This window comes from Peribacillus sp. NPDC096622 (assembly GCF_044762665.1).
GTDB classification, from domain to species: Bacteria; Bacillota; Bacilli; order Bacillales; family DSM-1321; genus Peribacillus; species Peribacillus frigoritolerans_B.
Genome location: NZ_JBIWES010000003.1, coordinates 58,970 through 78,996 on the forward strand (window position 1 = coordinate 58,970; position 20,027 = coordinate 78,996).

Genomic DNA, 20,027 nt, shown 5'->3' on the forward strand with positions numbered 1-20,027 from the left:
TGTTATACCGTACTTTGCTTACCGGTAAACTGCATTTTAACATTTTTATATGAGGATCAATTCATCATGAGCATAATCAATCGTCATTCCTTCTTTAAGCTCAACAGTCCCAGATATGATTTTACGGGCGATTTTCGTTTCCAGATGCTTTTGGATGAATCGCTTCAGCGGTCTTGCTCCATATACCGGATCATATCCCTGGTCCGCAATGAATTCCTTAGCCGCTTCTGTAACGTTCAGGACTATATTTTGTTCAGTTAACCTCACTTGTAATTGATGAACCATTTTATCTACGATTTCAACGATTTCTTGTTTCGTCAGAGGTTTGAATAAAACTATGTCATCAACGCGGTTCAAAAATTCCGGACGGAAATGCCCTCTTAATTCTTTAAAGACCTGATCTTTTATTTCTTCTTCAATGCCACCATCCACCCGGTTGGATTGCAATAAGAAATGGGAACCGATATTGGAAGTCATGATGATCACCGTGTTTTTACAGTTGATTGTTCGGCCTTGGGAGTCTGTTATCCTTCCATCATCCAACATTTGCAGTAAAATATTGAAGACTTCCGGATGCGCCTTTTCAATTTCATCCAATAATATGACTGAGTATGGGTTTCTCCTAACAGCCTCCGTAAGTTGGCCGCCTTCCTCAAATCCAACATAACCAGGAGGTGCACCAACAAGTCGGGACACGGAATGTTTCTCCATATATTCCGACATATCAATTCGAATCATATGTTCCTCACTATCGAATAACGTTTCTGCCAAAGCTTTTACCAATTCGGTTTTACCGACACCAGTCGGCCCAAGAAAAATGAATGAACCGATTGGTCTGTTTGGATCTTTAATTCCAGCCCTTGCTCTTAAAACAGCATCGGACACGAGTTCCACCGCTTCTCCTTGACCTATTACACGTTCATGCAGGATATCGGATAGGCGTAGTAGCTTCTCCCTTTCACTTTCCACCAGCTTGCTTATCGGAATCCCCGTCCACCTTGCAACAATCGAGGCAATTTCCTCCTCCGTCACTTCCTGGCGAAGCAATCGTGATTCCTGTTTTTCCTTTTCCAATTCGCCTTCCATTGCTTCCAATTCTTTTTGAAGCTGCGGAATCCTTCCATGCCGAAGTTCAGCTGCCCGGTTAAGGTCATAGTCATTCTCTGCCTGTTCCAGTTCATGACGCAGTTTCTCAAGCTCTTCACGTTTATCCTGCACCTTTTGAAGCGCTGATTTCTCCATTTGCCACTTGGATTTCATGCTATTCGCTTGATCCTGAAGTTCTGATAGTTCTTTTTGAAGCACTTCCAGCCTTGCTTTGCTTTGAGGGTCCTCTTCATTTTTCAGGGCCGCTTCTTCAATTTCAAGTTGCATGACTTTTCTCGTGATTTCATCCAATTCGGATGGCATTGAGTCGATTTCCATTCGGATCATCGCACATGCTTCATCCACAAGATCTATCGCTTTATCCGGTAAAAATCGCTCCGTTATATATCGGTTCGAAAGGACAGAGGCCGCAACGATCGCCCGATCATGTATCCTGACACCATGGTGAATTTCAAACCGTTCCTTTAATCCCCGCAAAATTGAAATCGTATCTTCAACATCCGGTTCAGGAACCAGAACCTGTTGGAAACGGCGTTCCAAAGCCGGATCCTTTTCAATATATTGCCGATATTCATCAAGGGTCGTTGCACCGATACAATGCAGCTCACCGCGCGCAAGCATCGGCTTTAACATATTCCCGGCATCTAGTGCGCCATCCGTTCTTCCTGCACCGACAATAGTATGCAATTCATCAATGAATAAGAGAATTTTCCCGTCACTCTTCTTGATCTCATTCAACACCGCTTTTAGGCGTTCCTCAAATTCACCGCGGAATTTGGCCCCTGCGACAAGTGCACTCATATCCAGTGAAAAAACGGTCTTATCCTTTAAACCTTCCGGCACATCCTTCCTGACGATCCTTTGTGCCAACCCCTCGACAATCGCTGTTTTACCTACTCCAGGTTCTCCTATTAATACAGGATTATTTTTCGTTTTCCGTGAAAGGATCCTAATGACGTTACGGATTTCCGTATCTCGACCGATTACGGGATCGACCTTACCCGATTTAACCTCAGCAACGAGATCTCTGCCGTATTTTTTCAGTACTTCATAAGTGCTTTCAGGATTTTGACTAGTCACTCGCTGATTCCCCCTTATATCGCTTATAACCCGTTTTGCTTTATCATAATCAATTCCATATGATGAAAATAGCCTGTTTACATTCGTTTTATTGACTTGCAAAGACGCAAGCAGTATATGTTCGACTGATAAGTATTCATCCTGCCACATCTGCATTTCCTTTTCGGCAGCCGTCAAAATTTGCTGTAGGGAGGATGACATGTAAACCTGGGAAACACCCCCGCTCACTTCCGGTAATCTATCCAGTTCCTTATTCAGCTCTATATCAAATTGATTCACCGGTTTACCAGATTCCGATAAAATCCTGATTAATAAACTTTCATCCTGCTCCATTAAGGCCTTTAATAGATGAAGCTCCGTCAGCTCGGGATTCCCTCTATCTTTGGCTAGTTCCTGGCCGCCAATGAATGCCTGTTGGGTTCTCTCCGTCATATTATTAATATCCATCTTAAAACCTCCCATTCATCTATATATCATGAACGAATTCCCACTCGGTTTGACCAAATTTGACCTTTATATTTTCATTATACTTCTAATTTTCCCCATGTAAAGGAAAGTTATAAAAAATGCAGTTGGTATGGAGGATAAACGGCAAAAGCCTTTCTTCATATAGAAGAAAGGCTTTTGCCGTTTGTACAATTTGGTTGATTCCTCTCCAGGCACTCTCTTTCCGCGGGCGTTCCGCCTTCAGCGCCTTGCGCCTGCGGGGTCTCCCCTGGACTCGCTTTTCCCGCAGGAGTCTCGTACTTCCGTTCCAATCAACTGCATAGATGAAACAAAATGGATTATGCTTTCACGGCCGTTTTATTGTAACCATGAAATTCATCGACGAATTGGAAATCCTTATCCGTCCGACCTGCAAGGATCGTATCTCGGAGCAGAATGCCTGCATCGGTCGTATTGTGGATGATTTCCCCCCACATTCTTGCACTCGTTTGAACATTAGCCGTACGCGGAATGCGTTCCTCTTGATATTCCAAAAATGCCTGTTCAATGTCATTCCCATGCTTATGAAGCATATCCGACAAATAAGCTGCATCTTCTAAAGCCTGACAAGCCCCTTGTGCCAAGTATTGAAGCATCGGATGTGCAGCATCGCCCGTAAGCGTAATTCTTCCTTTTGTCCAATTATCAATTGGTAAACGGTCATACATCGGCCAGCGGCGTTGTCTTTGAATGAATGAAATCGCATTCTGAACAAGTTCACAAGTTCCGGCAAATACACTGTCCATTTCTTCCGGGGTTCCCCATTGATCTGTTTTTTCGTTTTCTTCCGTGTATTGAGAACTTTTGAACACCACTACTTGGTTGTATAGTTCTCCCCTTCTAACCGGGTATTGAACAAGATGAAGGTTTGGCCCAATCCACATATATACATCATCTAAATCTCCATGGCTCGTAACCTCTTCCATCGGGATCGCTCCCCTGTATGCAACATATTGTGAACAGACCGGCTGATCCTCCACAAAAAGTTTCCGTGCCTTGGACCATAATCCATCAGCTCCAATGACAGCAGTTCCTGAATGTTTAGACCCGTTGGCAGAAGTAACCGTCACTTCACCTTCATTTTCTACTGTTTCAATAATGGTTTGGTTCGTGACCAGTTCAATATACGGGTTCTTTTCACAGGCTTCAGCCAGTACTTTATGCAAATCGGAACGATGCAAAACAACATACGGCGCTCCATATCTTTCTTTATAAACATCACCTAAATCCAAAGCGGAAAGCTCTTTGCCGGAAAAGGCATCCATCAGCACCAATCTTTTTGGAAATACTGCAATTTCATTGATTTTATCCATGACGCCTAAACGCTGCAATACGTTGGTGGCATTTGCTGCAAGCTGAATCCCTGCACCAATTTCACCAAATTCGGGAGCTTGTTCAAGGACTTTTACATACTGTTTTGTTTCTGCGATTCCTAAAGCAGTTGCCAATCCGCCAATTCCCCCACCGATAACGATGAATGGTTTATTTTCTGTGTTCATCATCAATTCCCCCTATATAGTTGCTTTTAGCCAATGTTGCGGACCACTACCACAGTAAGCGTTTTCATTCGACTGGCATTCATATATTCACAAGGATCTATGCTTAAGATTCCAAACAGGTTATTATCAAACCAAAACAGGCTTGAATTCACTTTCAACCTTTTGGTACCCATTGTTTGTGTCTAATGCCTGTTGCTGTTCCAAATCGAATCTCTCCATTATTGGCAGGTCGTTTACCGAGAATAGGTAGGAATCCTCCTCTGCAACGTGCTCATGCCAGGCCCAATTCGGAACGACGAAATAATCTCCCTTGGACCAGTCAAAACGCACTCCATTAATGACCGTATATCCTGATCCTTGGTGCACTTGATAAATTGTGGAATGGGTATGGCGATGTGCTTTCGTATGGAAACCTTTAGGAAGTTTCTGCATCCATGCCCCCATCGTTGGATTGGCCGTTTGGCCATTTGATGGATTGATATATTCCACGGCGAAACCTTCATATGGATCTGGTTCGAAATTCATCAACCCTTCTATCGCTGCTTTGGTGCCTTTCCACTTGTAGTTGGCAAGCGGTGCCACTTGTGAATAACGGTCGGATACTGGACGAACCATTCCGCCTTGATAACGGAGCTCTGAAAAATTATCCGGCCGTTTAGGCGTTTCTATCCTATCTGGATATGGTTCAAAGAAAGTGCCGCCTATGGAATAGATGGTTGGGATATCAAGGGCATCCATCCAAATCATTGGTTTTTCGCCAACATGTCCATGACCATGCCATAGGTTTTTAGGCGTGATCAAGAAATCTCCTTCTTCCATGAAGATCCTTTCTCCCTGCACGATGGAGTAGGCACCTTCACCATTCGTAATGAAACGGAGTGCATTTTGGGAATGACGGTGGGAAGGGGCCACTTCACCTGGCAACAATAGCTGGACCGCCGCATATAGCGTTTGTGTTGTCGAAGCCCATCCCCAAGGCTGGCGATAAGTAAGGCCAGGGTTTTGAAAATAAATCGCCCTGCGCTCCCCGCCTCGGTCAGGTGTGAAGATTTCGGCTGCTTCCATCAATTTTTTTGTCAAAAGCTCTTCTTTCCATAAATAGGCATGCGCATGGGGTTTAGGTTCATGGTCCATCAGAGCGGGAATGGCTTCCCACAACGGCCCAAGGTTATACTGCTGAATATCCTTTGTAAAATCTTTTACGATTGTACTATTCATGTATTCCGATTTTTCAGCCATATTAGTCCCTACTTTCTTTTTTATCTTGCCTCACTGGATTTTAGAAAGATTTCGCTTGATTTGATCATAGTGTCCTGAAACATGCTCATCGATGAAGTGATCGACTATATAAGAAACTGGTTTGTTTCCGAATTTAGCGAAATTCCGGTGTGGCGATTCTTTGGATAGTGTTTCTTCATCTAAATTCTTGAGAATGCTCTCCACTTTATATTTAAGCTCCTCCACTTGCTTCATGACATCATCGACAGCAAGTTTGTCAGTATCGGTAACTGCCGCCAATCGGGCTGGATCTTGCAATCCACGTCCCCATTCGACTCCAGGCATCGCTATTACAGTTTCCACTTCACCTAACCAATAAGGAATGGCTTCAGCTAAATGGGAGAGTATCTGCATGATCGACCATTCATCCTCTGCTGGTTTAAATCGGATCGTTTCTTCCGGTAGGTTTGCCGTAGTCTCTAGAATATGGTCGATTGATTGTTGAACCGATTGGATTGATGTCCCGATTTCCTGATAAGCCATTTTATTTTCCCTCCCCGACACGTCTCACACGATTTTCAAGATAACCTATTTTGTCGATTTCGATTTTGACAACGTCACCATCTTTTAAGAACACTTGTGGATCACGGGCTACTCCTACCCCACCCGGTGTTCCTGTGAGTACGATGTCACCTGGTTCAAGAGTCATTAAGTTCGATAAGAATTCAACTAGATATTTCACATCGAATACGAAGTTGGATGTATTCGTTTTTTGGCGTTCTTCACCATTTACCGTTAATCGGACATTTAAGCCTGATGGATCGGAAAGTTCATCTGAAGTGACTAACCAAGGCCCCATCGGAGCACTTCCTTCAACCGTTTTCCCTTGTAGCCATTCAAGTGTACGACGTTGGATATCACGGTAAGTGACATCATTCGCAATTGTATAACCAGCTACATAATCAAGAGCATCTTCTTTTGAAATATTACGTGCCCTTTGTCCGACTACAAAAGCGAATTCCGCTTCATAATCTAGTTGCTCTGAGATTGGGAAAAACGGTATATCATCCTGGGGACCGATTACTGTATTGGCGAACTTTGCGAATACTACAGGGAATGGCGGCAGTTCACGACCCATTTCAGCAATGTGTTCACGGTAGTTATGTCCGACACAAATAATTTTGCTTGGCTTTTGGACAGGAGCCTCAAGTTTTATATTTTCAATTTCATGGACCAATTGATGTCTGAAGGAATCACGATTGTTAATAGCGTAGTCCGCAGCCTTTTGCGCGATGGAAAGGCTTTCATTCCCTCCCTGTAAAAACTCCTCCATTGTTGCAGGGACATACGCGTCAGCGATTTGTTCACTGCGAAGTTTCCCCTCGCTTTCTAGAAGAGCTTGATAGGCATAGTTCAAGTCAACTACAACATCATTTGGGTAAATTGCACCAATACGTTTAAATCCTTGACTGCTGAAAGTTACTAATTTCATATTTCATTCTCCTTTATTAATCTGGATTTTTATTAAAACTCTTTTTGATGCCACCATCCTAATTCTGCTGTATTTGCTTCGCAAACCAGAATTTGAATGACTGTACACCTTATCTGTTTCACTTATAGATAACATTGTTCACTATTTATATAAATAATAACTCAATTTTCGGAATATTGTCAAGAAAGTATTGCAAATTTTTGCGCAAATGTTATCATCTACACCATTATCAGTACTGCGGAATCAAAAAATGAACTAAAGTTATTCATTTAATAGGAAAGTATATTGATAGCTTCAGCAGCAGGCGGTTACGTATATTTTAGAGATTCTGATATACTAGACCTAAATTAAAACAGATTAGGGAGATTGATTTATGGAAATCGTAAAATCCGGTTCGACGATTCAATCATTACAAATAGGGATGAGCATCATAGATTTACTTGCTTCCCAAAGAACTCCTTTAAGATTCTCTGATATTCAGGAATTAACGGAAATAACGAAAAGTAACCTCTATAAGTATTTAAATACTTTGACTCAACTGGAGTTACTATATCGCGATAAGACAACCGGTATGTATCACCTTGGGAGCAAATTGATTCAATACGGAATGGCAGCGATAGGAAATGAGGATGTAACGAGCAGAATAACTCCTTATTTACAGGAAATCAGTCACCATACTTCTTGCACGGTCCTTTTTTCCGTTTGGACATATGATGGACCAATCACGGCAAAAATATGGAATTCCAACCAAAACTTAAACATCGGGGCACAGTTAGGTACGCGACTTCCGCCATCATCCTCTTCCGGAAAGGTATTCACTGTATTTCAGGATCCTTCCTTGACGGCGGAATGGATTGAAAAAGATCGTAATGTTGCGGGCTCGTTCCTTAAAGAAACAAATGAATATGATGAAATTCGGAAATACAAAATTGCTTTTGCCAAAGAGCCTCTTGTACCATCGGTTTCCTCCATGTCCATTCCAGTTTTTAATTATAATTCGGAATTGTTGGGAGCGATCACTGCCGTTGGGTTCACCGAAAGCATTCCTGATCATTATGAAGATCCTTTAAGCGACTATTTAAGGAAGAGCTGTTTGGAAATCTCGAATATATTCGGTTATTCCACTGAATAGGAAAAAAGCAGGAAGAAGGATGGCCACCATTCCTTTTTCCTGCTTTTAGATGTTTCATGGCTTCCGCTTATATGTCCAAATCCGGTTATGATTGGATGTTTCAGGAAAAGAATCCCCTGCATCAAGCTTTACCATTTTCGGATTCACTACCGTGCTGCCCGTTTCACCGATTTCTACGTAGGTCCCATTATTAGGTGCCTTCTGACCTGGCTTAAATTGACGATTTTGCCCCATAGATTTCACCCCTTTGCATGCTTTCTCTGTTATTATTACCAGGTTCCTTCCTTTCATGTCAGAAAAATTAGGAAACAAAAAAGGTGTCTGCTCAGAGCAGACGCCTTTTTTGGTTAAGACATTAAGTCAACCAGGACCGCCTTTTGGGCATGAAGGCGATTTCCGGCTTGGTGGAAAACGACGGAATTAGGTCCATCGATGACTTCAGCCGTAACCTCTTCCTCCCGATGTGCAGGCAGGCAATGCATGAATAAATAATCTTCTTTGGCAAGTTTTACCAGCTCGCCATTGATTTGATAATCTTTAAAAGCTTCTAAGCGGATACCATTCTCGACTTCCTGCCCCATGGAGGTCCAAACATCTGAATAGACGATATCCGCATCTTTTATGGCCTCCGAAGCTGAGGTTGTCACCAAAATTTCACTGCCAGTCTCCTCTGCCACTTTTTTAGCATAGGCGACGACCTTTTCATCAGGTTTGTAGGCGTCAGGACATCCAATGGAAAAATCCATTCCCATTTTTGCACAGCCTACCATCAATGAATTGGCAACATTATTGCCATCACCGATATAACTCATCTTCAAGCCTTTTAACTGCCCTTTTATCTCGATGATCGTCAAGAAGTCAGCAAGCACCTGACAGGGATGTGCAAGATCTGTTAATCCATTGATGACTGGAATAGAAGCATTTTCTGACAATTCCAGGATTTTTTCATGCTCGAAGGTACGAATCATGATGCCGTCAATGTATTCAGAAAGGACTTTTGCAGTATCGGAAATAGTTTCACCACGTCCAATTTGCAAATCATTGCCACTCAGGAACAAAGCGTGTCCGCCAAGCTGCATCATGCCCACTTCAAAAGAAACACGGGTACGGGTAGACGATTTTTCGAAGATCATCCCCAGCGTTTTCCCTTTTAAAGGGGTATATTCTTCACCAGCTTGCAATTTGCCTTTAATGGTCTGTGCCAGCTTTAACAAATCTGCAATTGCCGTTGGTGTAGACTCTTTCATGGTCAAAAAATCTTTTCCATTTAAAATCTTCGCTTGTGTCGGTGCCGTCATTGAACTCATACGTGTGACACTCCTTTCGTATATGGTAAAAGCCACTCCTGAAGCGAGGTAACCCCTGGATCAGCATTTTCTACCGATTGTAGATAGGCCTTGAACGTCTCTTCTTCCGTAAATGCAAGCAGTCGGTATTTCGCTGCAAGTAACCTTAGCTTCTTATCTTCTTCCGTTGATCCATATGCCAAAACGACCGCCGCATTTCCTTCATTTAACCATTTATCAAAACCTGAGTTCCCCAATGTCAAACCTGCTTCTTTGATTTGCACTAACAAATCTTCACTTAATTGGACTGATCCTGATTGATAAACACCTGTAGTATGTTTAGCTTTTTGAGCATGGAACACTTTTGTCAACGCTTCATTTACCGTATCCCCAATGGCGATTCCTTCACCTGTTGATTTCATTTCCGGACCTACCTTCGAATCAAGGCCGCTTAGCGCAAATGTAGAGAATACGGGATATTTGACGACTGCATATGGAATTTCATCCATTAAGCCCGTTTTTTCGAATGCATTCGACAATGAATATTTCCCAAGCAATATTTTTGTCGCTATTTGCACCAAGGGTACATCGGTCACTTTACTGATGATTGGAATTGTCCGACTTGCACGAGGATTCACTTCCAATACATATACACTATTTCCCTCAATTACGAATTGGATGTTCATAAGCCCTTTATAACCAAGTTCACTAACAAGTTTTTTAGCATAAAGGGTCATTTTATCTTTGATATCATCCGTTAAGGATTGAGCTGGCAATAATGCCATGCTATCCCCTGAATGGACGCCTGCTTTCTCTATATGTTCGGCAATGATGGGAATGTATACATCATTTCCATCCGCAATCAAATCGATTTCGGCTTCCTTCCCTGGAATATAGGAATCGATCAACACGGGATAGACTAGTGCCGTTCCATTTGCTATTCTATTCAACAAGCTTTCCTTGGAGCGGATGATTTCCATTCCCTGGCCGCCTATTACATAGGATGGGCGTAAGAGCACCGGATAGCCGATTGCCTCTCCATGGGCAATTAATTGTTCTTCACCATTAGCCATTGAACCTGGTACATGGGGGATATCCAGTTTTTGAAGAAGCTGATAAAAACGATCACGATCTTCTAATTGATCAAGTGTATCGAAGGATGTCCCCAACAAATTGACACCGTATTCTTCCAGGCCTTTTGCAAGGTTTATTGCAGTCTGCCCACCAAATTGGACGATAACGTCTTTTATGTCTTCCGCTTCTATTACATTAAGAACATATTCAAGGGTCAACGGTTCGAAATAAAGGCGATCTGCCGTCGCAAAATCCGTGCTCACCGTTTCCGGATTATTATTGATCATGATCGTTTCAACATTTTCATCCTGGAGTGCATAAACACCGTGAACCGAACAGTAATCAAATTCTATTCCCTGTCCGATGCGGATCGGACCGCTGCCAATCATCAAGACTTTCTTTTTATCAGTTTTTTGCTGTTCGTTCTCACCAAAATATGTTGAATAGTGATAGTTTGTATGTGATTCGAATTCGGCTGCACATGTATCAACCGTTTTGTAGACCGCCGTAATGCCTAGTGATTTGCGGTGTGCTCTCACTTCCATCTCACTTACTTTCCATACGGAAGCAAGATAGCGGTCGGAAAAGCCCTTTTCCTTGTATGTCTGAAGTTCTTCCCTTGTTACCTGATCGATTGCCTTCGCTTCAATCTCCATTTCGCTTTGGATCAATGAAGCAAAGGATTTAAGGAAGAAATAATCTATGGCTGTCGCTTCATGGATTTCTTCAATGGTCACGCCTTTTCTAAGCATTTCAAAAATGACAAAGATTCGTTCATCCGATTTTTCGGCAAGCTTTCCCCAAAGTTCAGGAACGGTTTTATTTTTCAGCGATGATAGCTGCAGCCCGATCGTTTTCAATTCCAAAGAATCTACGGCCTTTTGGACTCCACCCTCAAAGCTGCGGTGTAAAGCCATCACTTCACCAGTCGCCTTCATCTGTGTTCCCAATTTGCGGTCGGCGGTCGTGAATTTATCGAATGGCCACCTCGGAAACTTCACAGCTACATAGTCAAGCGCAGGTTCGAAGCTTGAATAAGTGCTTTTCGTTACAGGATTGATGAGCTCCGATAAATCGTAGCCGACAGCGAGCTTTGCCGCTATGCGGGCAATGGGATAACCTGTTGCTTTTGAAGCTAGTGCCGATGAACGGCTGACGCGCGGGTTCACTTCTATTAAATAATATTGCTTGCTATTCGGATCAAGTGCAAATTGAATATTACAGCCGCCTATGATGCCTAAAGCAGAGATGATTTTAATGGAAGCGGCACGCAGCATCTGAAACTCATCATCCGATAAAGTCTGTGATGGTGCCACGACGATCGAATCACCTGTATGGATCCCTACCGGATCGATATTTTCCATATTACAGATGGTGATGCACGTATTGTTGCCATCTCGCATAACCTCATATTCGACTTCCTTATAACCAGCTATGCTTCTTTCAATCAAGCATTGTGTAATTGGGCTTTCTTGCAGTCCGCCCCGTACAAGTTCCTTAAAGGTATCCAGTGAATCGGCAATACCACCGCCAGTTCCGCCGAGTGTATAAGCGGGACGTACGATTATGGGGAAACCGATTTTGTCGGCAAAAGCCAGCGCTTCTTCAAGTGTATGGACAATCGTACTGTCGGGAACGGGTTCACCTATTTCAAACATCAACTCACGGAACAGCTCACGATCCTCCCCTTTTTTGATGGAATCGATCGGAGTTCCCAATAATTTGACTTTATATTTTTCAAGTATTCCAGCATCATCCAACTGATAAGCTAGGTTCAATCCTGTTTGACCGCCTAATGTAGCGAGCAGGCCATCGGGCTTTTCTTTGGAAATGATCTTTTCCAGTACATCAACCGTTAAAGGTTCGAAATAGACAGCATCCGCATTCATGTCATCAGTCATGATCGTTGCAGGATTGTTGTTGACCAGGATGACTTTATATCCTTCTTCCTTTAAAGCAAGGCAGGCCTGTGTACCTGCATAATCGAATTCGGCGGCCTGCCCGATGACAATCGGCCCCGAACCAATCACTAAAATGGTCTGTATCGTGTCGTCCTTAGGCATAAGCTTTTTCTCTCCCGCTATAATCATTTATCATTTGTAAAAAGTCATTGAATAGTAATGAACTCTCGATAGGTCCCGGATTTGCCTCTGGGTGGTACTGGGTAGTGAAGATTGGCAAGTCTTCATGCATGAGTCCCTCAACCGTGTCATCATTCACGTTTCTGAATCTCACTTGCAGCGATGTTCCTTGTAGGCTCGGTTCATCAACCTCATAACTATGGTTCTGCGAACTCATATACACCTTTTTCGTTTTCAAATCGACCACGGGCTGATTTGCACCGCGATGTCCAAACAGCATTTTTTTTGTATTCCCGCCTAAGGCAAGGGCCGTTAATTGATGACCGAGGCAGATGCCCATCGTTGGGAAATTCGTAATGATTTTTTTAATGTTTCCTAAGAGGTATTCAAGCTGTTTTGGATCCCCAGGCCCATTTGAAAGCAAAATACCATCTGGCTTCAAGTCCTTGATTTGCTCGAATTCAGTATCGAATGGCACGACAGAGACTCGGCAGCCCTGCTCGACCAATGAATCCAATATGGATTTTTTATAGCCGAAGTCCATCATCACAACATGCTTGTCGCCTTCCCCAAAGCTCTGGACAACCTTTGTGGATACCTCGGCAACGTGGGGTGATAATCCATTCAGGCCCGGTACGACAGTGTATTTTTCTTCGGCTGTGATGACTGCCTGCATGGAACCTTCCTGTCTTATATTCTTAACGACCGCTCTTGTGTCAACATGGCTTAAAAGAGGAATGTTCCACTTGTCTAAATATTCGCCAAGTGAATATTTAGCCTGATAATGGGAATGGCTCATATTTCCTTCATATACAATCACACCGGCAACATGCGGCTTCTTACTTTCAAAATCATGTTCATTGATTCCATAATTCCCTATTAGCGGGTATGTGAAGATGACAATCTGGTCCTTATATGAAGGATCTGTCAGCACTTCTTGATATCCGGTCATTCCTGTGAAAAAGACAATCTCTCCAGTGATTGTTTTTTCAGTCGATTTAGTCAGCAGCTCGCCTTCAAAGACGGAACCATTCTCTAAATATAGATAGCTTTTCATGATCTTCACCTCTTTAGATGATGTATATTTATATATACAATAGCATAATTATTCATTTTGTTCTATAAAAATTCAATAAATTTAGACGGTTTGTTTTATTCCCAATACTTTTTTAATTTTATATATAGCCCTATCGATCTCAGGTTCGGTAACTGTCAGGGATGGGAGTAAACGAAGTACTTTAGGGCCTGCACTCAATACAAGTAAGCCCTCTTCTTGGAGTTCCATTAAAAACACCTGAACATCTTGTTTACATTCAATTCCGACCATCATTCCCAGACCGCGAATCTCTTTCACTTCTTCCATGTCCTTCAATGCTTTTGCCAATTCACTTTCAAGGTATTCAGCCTTTTTAACGGTTTCTTTTAAAAACCCTGATTGAAAAATTTCCTTTAATACGGCTTCGGCTGCAGAGACACTTACGGGATTACCTCCAAAAGTGGATCCATGACTTCCAGGGTTAAAGAACTCAGACAGCGCTTCCTTCCCAATCATCGCCCCGATTGGCAGGCCATTTCCCAGCCCCTTTGCTGAAGTGATGATATCCGGTTGGATATTGAAATGCTGAAATGCAAATGGTTTCCCTGTACGTCCTATCCCAGTCTGAATTTCATCTATGATGAGGAGAGCTCCGTGTTCTTGGCATTTGGTTTGAATCACGTCCAGATATGATTGCTGTACAACATGGATGCCGCCTTCTCCTTGAATGATTTCAATCATTACAGCTGCCGTATTTTCATCAATGGCTGCTGTCATGGCATCATTATCATTAAATGGAACATATTCGAACGAAGCCAGCATCGGTCCGAAACCAGTCTTGATTTTTTCCTGCCCCGTTGCAGCCATCGTCGCAAACGTACGTCCGTGGAAAGACTGCTGACATGTGACAATTTTGCTTTTCCCGGTAGCTTTTCGTGCTAGTTTGATAGCTGCCTCATTCGCCTCGGCACCGCTGTTGGCAAAGAACACCCGACTTAAACCAGAGGCATCAGCCAGCATTTTTGCTGTCCGTTCCTGTATGGAACTTTGAAACATGTTCGATACATGCCAATATTTATTAAGTTGTTCCGTCACGGCCATTTTTACTTTTTCATGACAATGTCCAAGATTCAAAACCCCGATTCCGGATGTGAAATCCAGATACTCTTTACCTGTTGCACTCGTAATCTTCAATCCTGACGCTTTTCTTGGCTCAATGTTCCACCTTGCATATGTTGGAAATAAAGAACTCATTGAAATACCCCTTCCTCCTGAAGAAATTTCGTACCGATGAATTGTCCGCCTTGATAAAAATGATCTTTCCCGCTAACGATCATCACTTCTTCAATCCCTTTATTCAGCACCGATAAAGCTGTATTGACTTTCGGGATCATTCCGCCATGGATACTTCCATCCATGATCATATTCTTCGTTTCCGTTTCATTCAATTTCTCAATGATCTGCCCATTCTTCAAGACCCCTTGAACATCGGTCACAAATAAACACATATCAGCCGATAGTGCCTTCGCTACAGACCCGGCAGCCATATCGGCATTCACATTTAATTTAGTGCCTTCTTCGGTAGATGAAATGGGCGTCAATACCGGACAATAACCTTTTTCGAATAAAAGTCCGAATAATTCCGTATTGACTTGTTGTATTTCACCAACAGCCCCAAGTTTCTGTTCATCGATATAATCACCTGTGAGAATTCCGCCGTCAGAGCCATTTAAACCGACTGCCTTGATGCCATGAGCTGCCAATTTATGAACGAGGCTACGGTTCGATTTGCCTGCCAGCATAAGTTCCACGATTTCCAGCACTTCAGCGGTCGTTTTTCTTAACCCATCTTCAAATACTGGTTCAATTTCAAATTTTTCAAGCATTGAATTTATATCAGGGCCGCCTCCATGCACAAAGACGATATGGTAGCCGCGGTTTTGTAACTCTTTAACACTATTGAAAAATGACTCCGATAACTCATTAATGATGCTGCCGCCGCACTTTATGACTAATATGTTCATACTTTTCACCTCTACGAACGGTAGCTTCCGTTTATTTTCACATAATCATAGGTTAGATCGCAGCCCCATGCCGTGCCTGATTCATTACCATCTTTCAAATAAACATTTATGATGATACTTTCATTTTCCAAGTATGCTTTGGCATCTTCCTCAGAAAACATAATCGGCTCACCATCTTTAAGTACGACGATATCACCAAAAACGATTGTTGTTTGATCCGGATTGAATACCACTCCGCTTCTTCCCATTGCAGCTATGATTCGTCCCCAGTTTGCATCCGCTCCAAAAGCTGCCGTTTTCACTAGATTTGAACCAACTATCGTCTTCGCCATCATCTGTGAATCTTGTTTCGTATGCATGCCATGAACATTCACTTCAATCAGTTTTGTGGCACCTTCTCCGTCTTTAGCAATTTGTTTGGCGAGATTTTCCGAAGTTTGCTTTAATAATTCCAGGAAGATGGACCATTCTGGATGGTTAGGTGTCAAAGGTTCATTATTCGCTTCTCCATTTGCGAGCACCAAAACCATGTCATTCGTTGAACAGTCGCCATCAACCGTGATTTGATTGAATGTATCATTTGTAATGGAGGATAGTGCTTGCTGTAAGTCATCCGGTTCAATTACAGCATCCGTCGTAATGAAGCCGAGCATTGTGGCCATGTTTGGATGAATCATTCCCGAACCCTTTGCAGCACCGCCCATTTTCACGGTTTTACCGTCAATGATTGTTTCATATCCACAGCTCTTGGTTACGATATCCGTTGTTAAAATGGCGGTACCAAAAGCTTCAGCAGCTTCAGGTGTATTTTCTGGCTGCAATGACTCTATGCCTTTTCTTACCTTTTCCATTTCCATGAATTCCCCTATGACACCCGTTGAAGCCACTGCAAATGAATGGTCCTCCAAACCGAACTTTTGAGCCGCAAGCTTCCTCATTTCATTTGCGTCTTTTAAACCCTGTTCACCTGTACAAGCATTCGCACAAGCACTATTCACTACTATGCCGTGGAGTTTTCCAGTAACCGCAATACTATCTTTCGTTACATTGATTGGAGCGGCTTGAACTACATTTTGTGTATAAACCGCCGCCGCTGATGCTGGAACATCGGTAAAAATGATGCCAACGTCCTTTTTAGAATAGCGTAATCCTGCATGGACACCTGACGCTTTGAACCCTTGGGGCATTAAAATGTTTCCTTCTTGAACTTGTTTGATTTCCTCAACTGGCTGTAGTGTATTCATTGTTTCCCTCCAAAGTTTACGGATATATCGGACTGTTCCATAGTCCTGCCGTTTCTTCTAGTCCCATTACTATATTTGCATTTTGAATGGCCTGCCCTGCAGCACCCTTCACTAAATTATCAATAACCGAAACCACCGTTACCTTACCTGTCCTTTCATCATAATCAATGCCAATGTCGCAAAAGTTCGATCCATATACCTGTTTCGTGGATGGAAAGCGATCAAGGGGCTGTACCCGGACAAATGGGTGGTTCTCGTATACGGTTTCGTATAAATCTTTTAATTCAACATTTGAGGTTTCCCGATTTACCTTTATATACATCGTTGCCATAATCCCTCTTGTCATTGGAACAAGATGGGTATTAAATGTAATGGGCTGTAAACCTGATGACCATCGCCCGAGCTGTTGTTCGATTTCCGGTATGTGTTGATGTTGATTCACCTTATATATCTTAAAGTTCTCATTCATTTCACTATAATGGGTGACTGCCGAAAGTGATTTACCCGCCCCTGAAACCCCGGACTTTGCATCGATGATGACATCGGCAGCTGCTCCGGCCAATCCTTCAGTGAATAAAGGGGCAAGACCTAATAGTGAAGCGGTTGGGTAACACCCAGGATTTGCAATAATCGCCGCTTTTTTTATTGCTTCGGCATTCCATTCAGCCAATCCGTATACAGATTCTTCAATAATATGCTGTGGCGCGGCCTGCTTTTTATACCAGTGCTCGTATTCACCTGGAGTTTGAAGCCTGAGGTCTCCTGATAGGTCGATCACTTTAATATCAAGGTCAGAAAATTCCGAAACCAATTGCGATGAAACACCAGAAGGAGTTGCAAGAAATACAATATCGGATTTTTTTGCAATCGCTTCCGGGTCAATTTCTTCTAATGTATCTTCCATATGCATTAAATGTGCATTTTCTTCAGATAAATTTCGACCAAATTGGGATGAAGTATGCAATGATTTTATTTTAAATTGCGGATGATTATTCAAAAACCTTATTAGTTCCATTCCCCCATAACCCGTTGCGCCTACTATTGATACGTTCATAAAACCATCTCCTATAATTTCAGGTCCCTGTCAATCTTTGATTCTATTATTATAAGACTGAATAAAAATAAAATCAAATGTATTTTTATAAAATTTAAAACATAAATTCCAAATGAAAAATCATCCATCTAAAATCCTAAAATTATCCAAACTTGTTGACTACTAGGTTTTTTTTCGTTTAAATCAAAGGAGTAATTGAGTAATGACGGTTTTTGAAAGGTGGTCATAGGCATGAATGAATTATCATTATCTAATCGGATGCATGCAATTTTAGATAATAAACAACAAGTTAAACATATGGAAAAAGGGTGCTACCTTTTTCATGAGAGCACCCCAGCAAGTGATTTGTATTACATTATTAAAGGGAAAGTGGAAGTGAGCAAGGTTGTTCCAGACGGTCGTGAATTAACTATACGCATTAGTTCGGAGAATGATTTGGTTGGGGAAACAGTCTTGTTTTCTCAAAATCCTAAATATATGATGAATGCAAAAATGATGGAAGATGGAACTGTTGCGGTTATTTCCAAAGAATCATTAGAGAAAAAAATCGCCTCCGATAGCCTTCTTGCTGTTGAGATGATGACATGGTTATCCTCTCAAAACCGTAAAAATCAGGCTAAATTCCGCGATATGCTCCTGCACGGTAAGAAAGGGGCATTTTACTCCACCCTCATCCGTTTATCAAATAGCTATGGAACTGAAGCAGAAAACGGTAAAATTATCAATCTTCCATTTACAAACCAAGAACTCGCCAATTTTTGCGGTACTTCCCGCGAGGTGGTCAATCGAATGCTCGCTCAATTAAGGAAAAACAATGTCATCTCGATTAAAAAGGGACGCATTACGATTCTTGACTTTGACTATTTGAAACAGGAAATCGACTGTGAAAACTGTCCAATTGAAATCTGTACCATCGATTGAATCCATCCCATAAAAAGAAGCAATACATAATGCCTTACTGATCTTAATATGATTGGAGTTTATTTCAGGCTAAATCCACCCCTAGGACCTTTGAATTATTTTCATTACCTTGTGTCCTATATAAAAATGCATAAAAAAAGTATAAAAATCGATTTCGTCCATTGTCTGACATCAAATCCTGACACTATACTAATAAGGGATGGCATAGCTGCCATCCCTTAATTTTTCATTCATTAGGACAGATTACCCGCCAATGAATGACATTTCGATTTTTTCCTGTTTCTTCACCGTTCCCGCTGCCCGTTCATCCGAATAGCGGTCGTCCCTGCGGTTCCAAAGTGAAATGATGAACCCGGTCAACTCTTCATCTGTCATGTCGGAACGGAGCAATGACTTCAAGTCATGTCCCTTTCCATTAAACAGGCATGTATATAAACTTCCATTTGCAGAAAGACGTGCACGTGTACAACTTGAACAAAAAGACTCGGATACCGAGGTTATGAAGCCCACTTCTGCAGTAGTGCCCTTATAACGGAAGCGTTTTGCCACCTCCCCAAAATAATCTTCTTCAACAGGTTCAAGATCGAATTCGGTTTGAAGCATCGCAAGCAGTTCTTTTTTCGTAATGACATTCTTCAACTGCCAGCCATTTGTGTGTCCGACATCCATGAATTCAATATAGCGTAATTGAATGCCCTCATCTTTACAAAATCGGGCCATCGGCAGGATTTGAGATTCATTGGTTTCTTTTTTCACAACCATATTCACTTTAACGCCAAGCCCTGCTTCTTTGGCAGCAGCGATGCCTTCAATAACGGGCTTTATGCCGATATCCCTGCCGTTCATCTTCTTGAAAAGATCGTCATCGAGGCTGTCCAAGCTGATATTCACTCTCTGTAAACCAGCTTCCCTCAAATCCACGGCATGCTTTTTCAAGAAGACACCATTCGTGGTCAGTCCAATATCTTCAATACCTTCAATTTTAACGAGATTTGAAACCAGAGTGGTAAGATCTCTCCGGAGTAATGGTTCCCCGCCTGTCAACCTTAGTTTTTTTACACCTAAGCTTGCGAATATTTTAGAAAGCCTTACAATTTCCTCATAAGATAATAGCTCACTTTTAGGCAGGAACTGAAAATTCTCATGAAAAATTTCAGCAGGCATGCAATACGAGCAGCGAAAGTTACAGCGATCTATGACTGAAATCCTTAAATCCCTTAGTGGCCTGTCCAATGAATCTTTAATTTGACTGTTCAATTAACCACTCCTAGCCGAATGTATTAGAAAAAACCA

General features: G+C 42.2%; 16 protein-coding genes. 2 read left to right on the top strand and 14 right to left on the bottom strand.

Translation table 11 applies throughout. The annotated features are described in order from the left end of the window. Positions 1-45 precede the first annotated feature (45 nt). The 5 genes from clpB to ACIQYG_RS06750 all read right to left on the bottom strand — a co-directional run bounded on the left by clpB (position 46) and on the right by ACIQYG_RS06750 (position 6,882). Positions 46-2,634, bottom strand: coding sequence for an ATP-dependent chaperone ClpB (gene clpB, locus ACIQYG_RS06730; protein WP_402836472.1), 2,589 nt, complete (start codon positions 2,632-2,634; stop codon positions 46-48). A 338-nt stretch (positions 2,635-2,972) separates the two neighbouring features. Next, positions 2,973-4,175, bottom strand: coding sequence for an FAD-dependent monooxygenase (locus ACIQYG_RS06735; RefSeq protein ID WP_402836474.1), 1,203 nt, complete (start codon positions 4,173-4,175; stop codon positions 2,973-2,975). Between the two features lie 123 nt (positions 4,176-4,298). Then, the gene (locus ACIQYG_RS06740; protein ID WP_402836476.1) at positions 4,299-5,411 is read right to left on the bottom strand and encodes a cupin domain-containing protein; all 1,113 of its coding nucleotides are present in this window, start codon (positions 5,409-5,411) and stop codon (positions 4,299-4,301) included. A 30-nt stretch (positions 5,412-5,441) separates the two neighbouring features. Further along, positions 5,442-5,933, bottom strand: coding sequence for a DinB family protein (locus tag ACIQYG_RS06745; protein WP_402836478.1), 492 nt, complete (start codon positions 5,931-5,933; stop codon positions 5,442-5,444). 1 nt (position 5,934) lies between these two features. Beyond that, a complete protein-coding gene (locus ACIQYG_RS06750; protein WP_402836480.1) occupies positions 5,935-6,882 on the bottom strand; it encodes a fumarylacetoacetate hydrolase family protein in 948 nt (315 codons plus the stop codon). A 373-nt stretch (positions 6,883-7,255) separates the two neighbouring features. On the opposite strand from ACIQYG_RS06750, the gene ACIQYG_RS06755 reads away from it, so the two are divergent. Beyond that, positions 7,256-8,014 carry an IclR family transcriptional regulator gene (locus ACIQYG_RS06755; protein ID WP_402836481.1) on the top strand — a complete coding sequence of 253 codons (759 nt, stop codon included), beginning with the start codon at positions 7,256-7,258 and terminating at the stop codon, positions 8,012-8,014. A gap of 54 nt (positions 8,015-8,068) precedes the next feature. Here the strand turns inward: ACIQYG_RS06755 and ACIQYG_RS06760 are convergent, their stop codons facing one another. The 8 genes from ACIQYG_RS06760 to argC all read right to left on the bottom strand — a co-directional run bounded on the left by ACIQYG_RS06760 (position 8,069) and on the right by argC (position 17,813). Beyond that, positions 8,069-8,248 (bottom strand): YjzC family protein, encoded by a 180-nt coding sequence (locus tag ACIQYG_RS06760; protein ID WP_034314546.1) that lies wholly within the window; start codon positions 8,246-8,248, stop codon positions 8,069-8,071. A 113-nt stretch (positions 8,249-8,361) separates the two neighbouring features. Further along, positions 8,362-9,321, bottom strand: coding sequence for an ornithine carbamoyltransferase (gene argF, locus ACIQYG_RS06765; protein WP_402836484.1), 960 nt, complete (start codon positions 9,319-9,321; stop codon positions 8,362-8,364). Then, complete coding sequence (locus ACIQYG_RS06770) at positions 9,318-12,437, bottom strand: carbamoyl-phosphate synthase (glutamine-hydrolyzing) large subunit (protein ID WP_402836485.1); 3,120 nt, start codon at positions 12,435-12,437, stop codon at positions 9,318-9,320. The genes argF and ACIQYG_RS06770 overlap by 4 nt, the downstream gene beginning before the upstream one ends. Then, the gene (locus tag ACIQYG_RS06775; RefSeq protein ID WP_402836486.1) at positions 12,430-13,512 is read right to left on the bottom strand and encodes a carbamoyl phosphate synthase small subunit; all 1,083 of its coding nucleotides are present in this window, start codon (positions 13,510-13,512) and stop codon (positions 12,430-12,432) included. Before ACIQYG_RS06775 ends, ACIQYG_RS06770 begins: the two co-directional genes overlap by 8 nt. Positions 13,513-13,593: 81 nt before the next feature. Continuing rightward, positions 13,594-14,745: an acetylornithine transaminase gene (locus tag ACIQYG_RS06780; protein ID WP_402836487.1), complete on the bottom strand. Its 1,152-nt coding sequence runs from the start codon at positions 14,743-14,745 to the stop codon at positions 13,594-13,596. Next, positions 14,742-15,515, bottom strand: coding sequence for an acetylglutamate kinase (argB, locus tag ACIQYG_RS06785; protein ID WP_402836489.1), 774 nt, complete (start codon positions 15,513-15,515; stop codon positions 14,742-14,744). Before argB ends, ACIQYG_RS06780 begins: the two co-directional genes overlap by 4 nt. Before the next feature lie 11 nt (positions 15,516-15,526). Next, positions 15,527-16,759, bottom strand: a complete 1,233-nt coding sequence (gene argJ, locus ACIQYG_RS06790) for a bifunctional ornithine acetyltransferase/N-acetylglutamate synthase (protein WP_402836491.1) — start codon at positions 16,757-16,759, stop codon at positions 15,527-15,529. Positions 16,760-16,775: 16 nt separating this feature from the next. Continuing rightward, positions 16,776-17,813, bottom strand: a complete 1,038-nt coding sequence (argC, locus tag ACIQYG_RS06795) for an N-acetyl-gamma-glutamyl-phosphate reductase (RefSeq protein ID WP_402836493.1) — start codon at positions 17,811-17,813, stop codon at positions 16,776-16,778. Positions 17,814-18,044: 231 nt separating this feature from the next. Here argC and ACIQYG_RS06800 point away from each other — a divergent pair, with 231 nt between their 5' ends. Further along, entirely contained in the window at positions 18,045-18,734 is a 690-nt protein-coding gene (locus ACIQYG_RS06800; RefSeq protein WP_402836495.1) for a Crp/Fnr family transcriptional regulator, read from the top strand. Positions 18,735-18,977: 243 nt separating this feature from the next. Here the strand turns inward: ACIQYG_RS06800 and moaA are convergent, their stop codons facing one another. Then, positions 18,978-19,991, bottom strand: a complete 1,014-nt coding sequence (moaA, locus tag ACIQYG_RS06805) for a GTP 3',8-cyclase MoaA (protein WP_402836497.1) — start codon at positions 19,989-19,991, stop codon at positions 18,978-18,980. Positions 19,992-20,027: the final 36 nt, after the last annotated feature.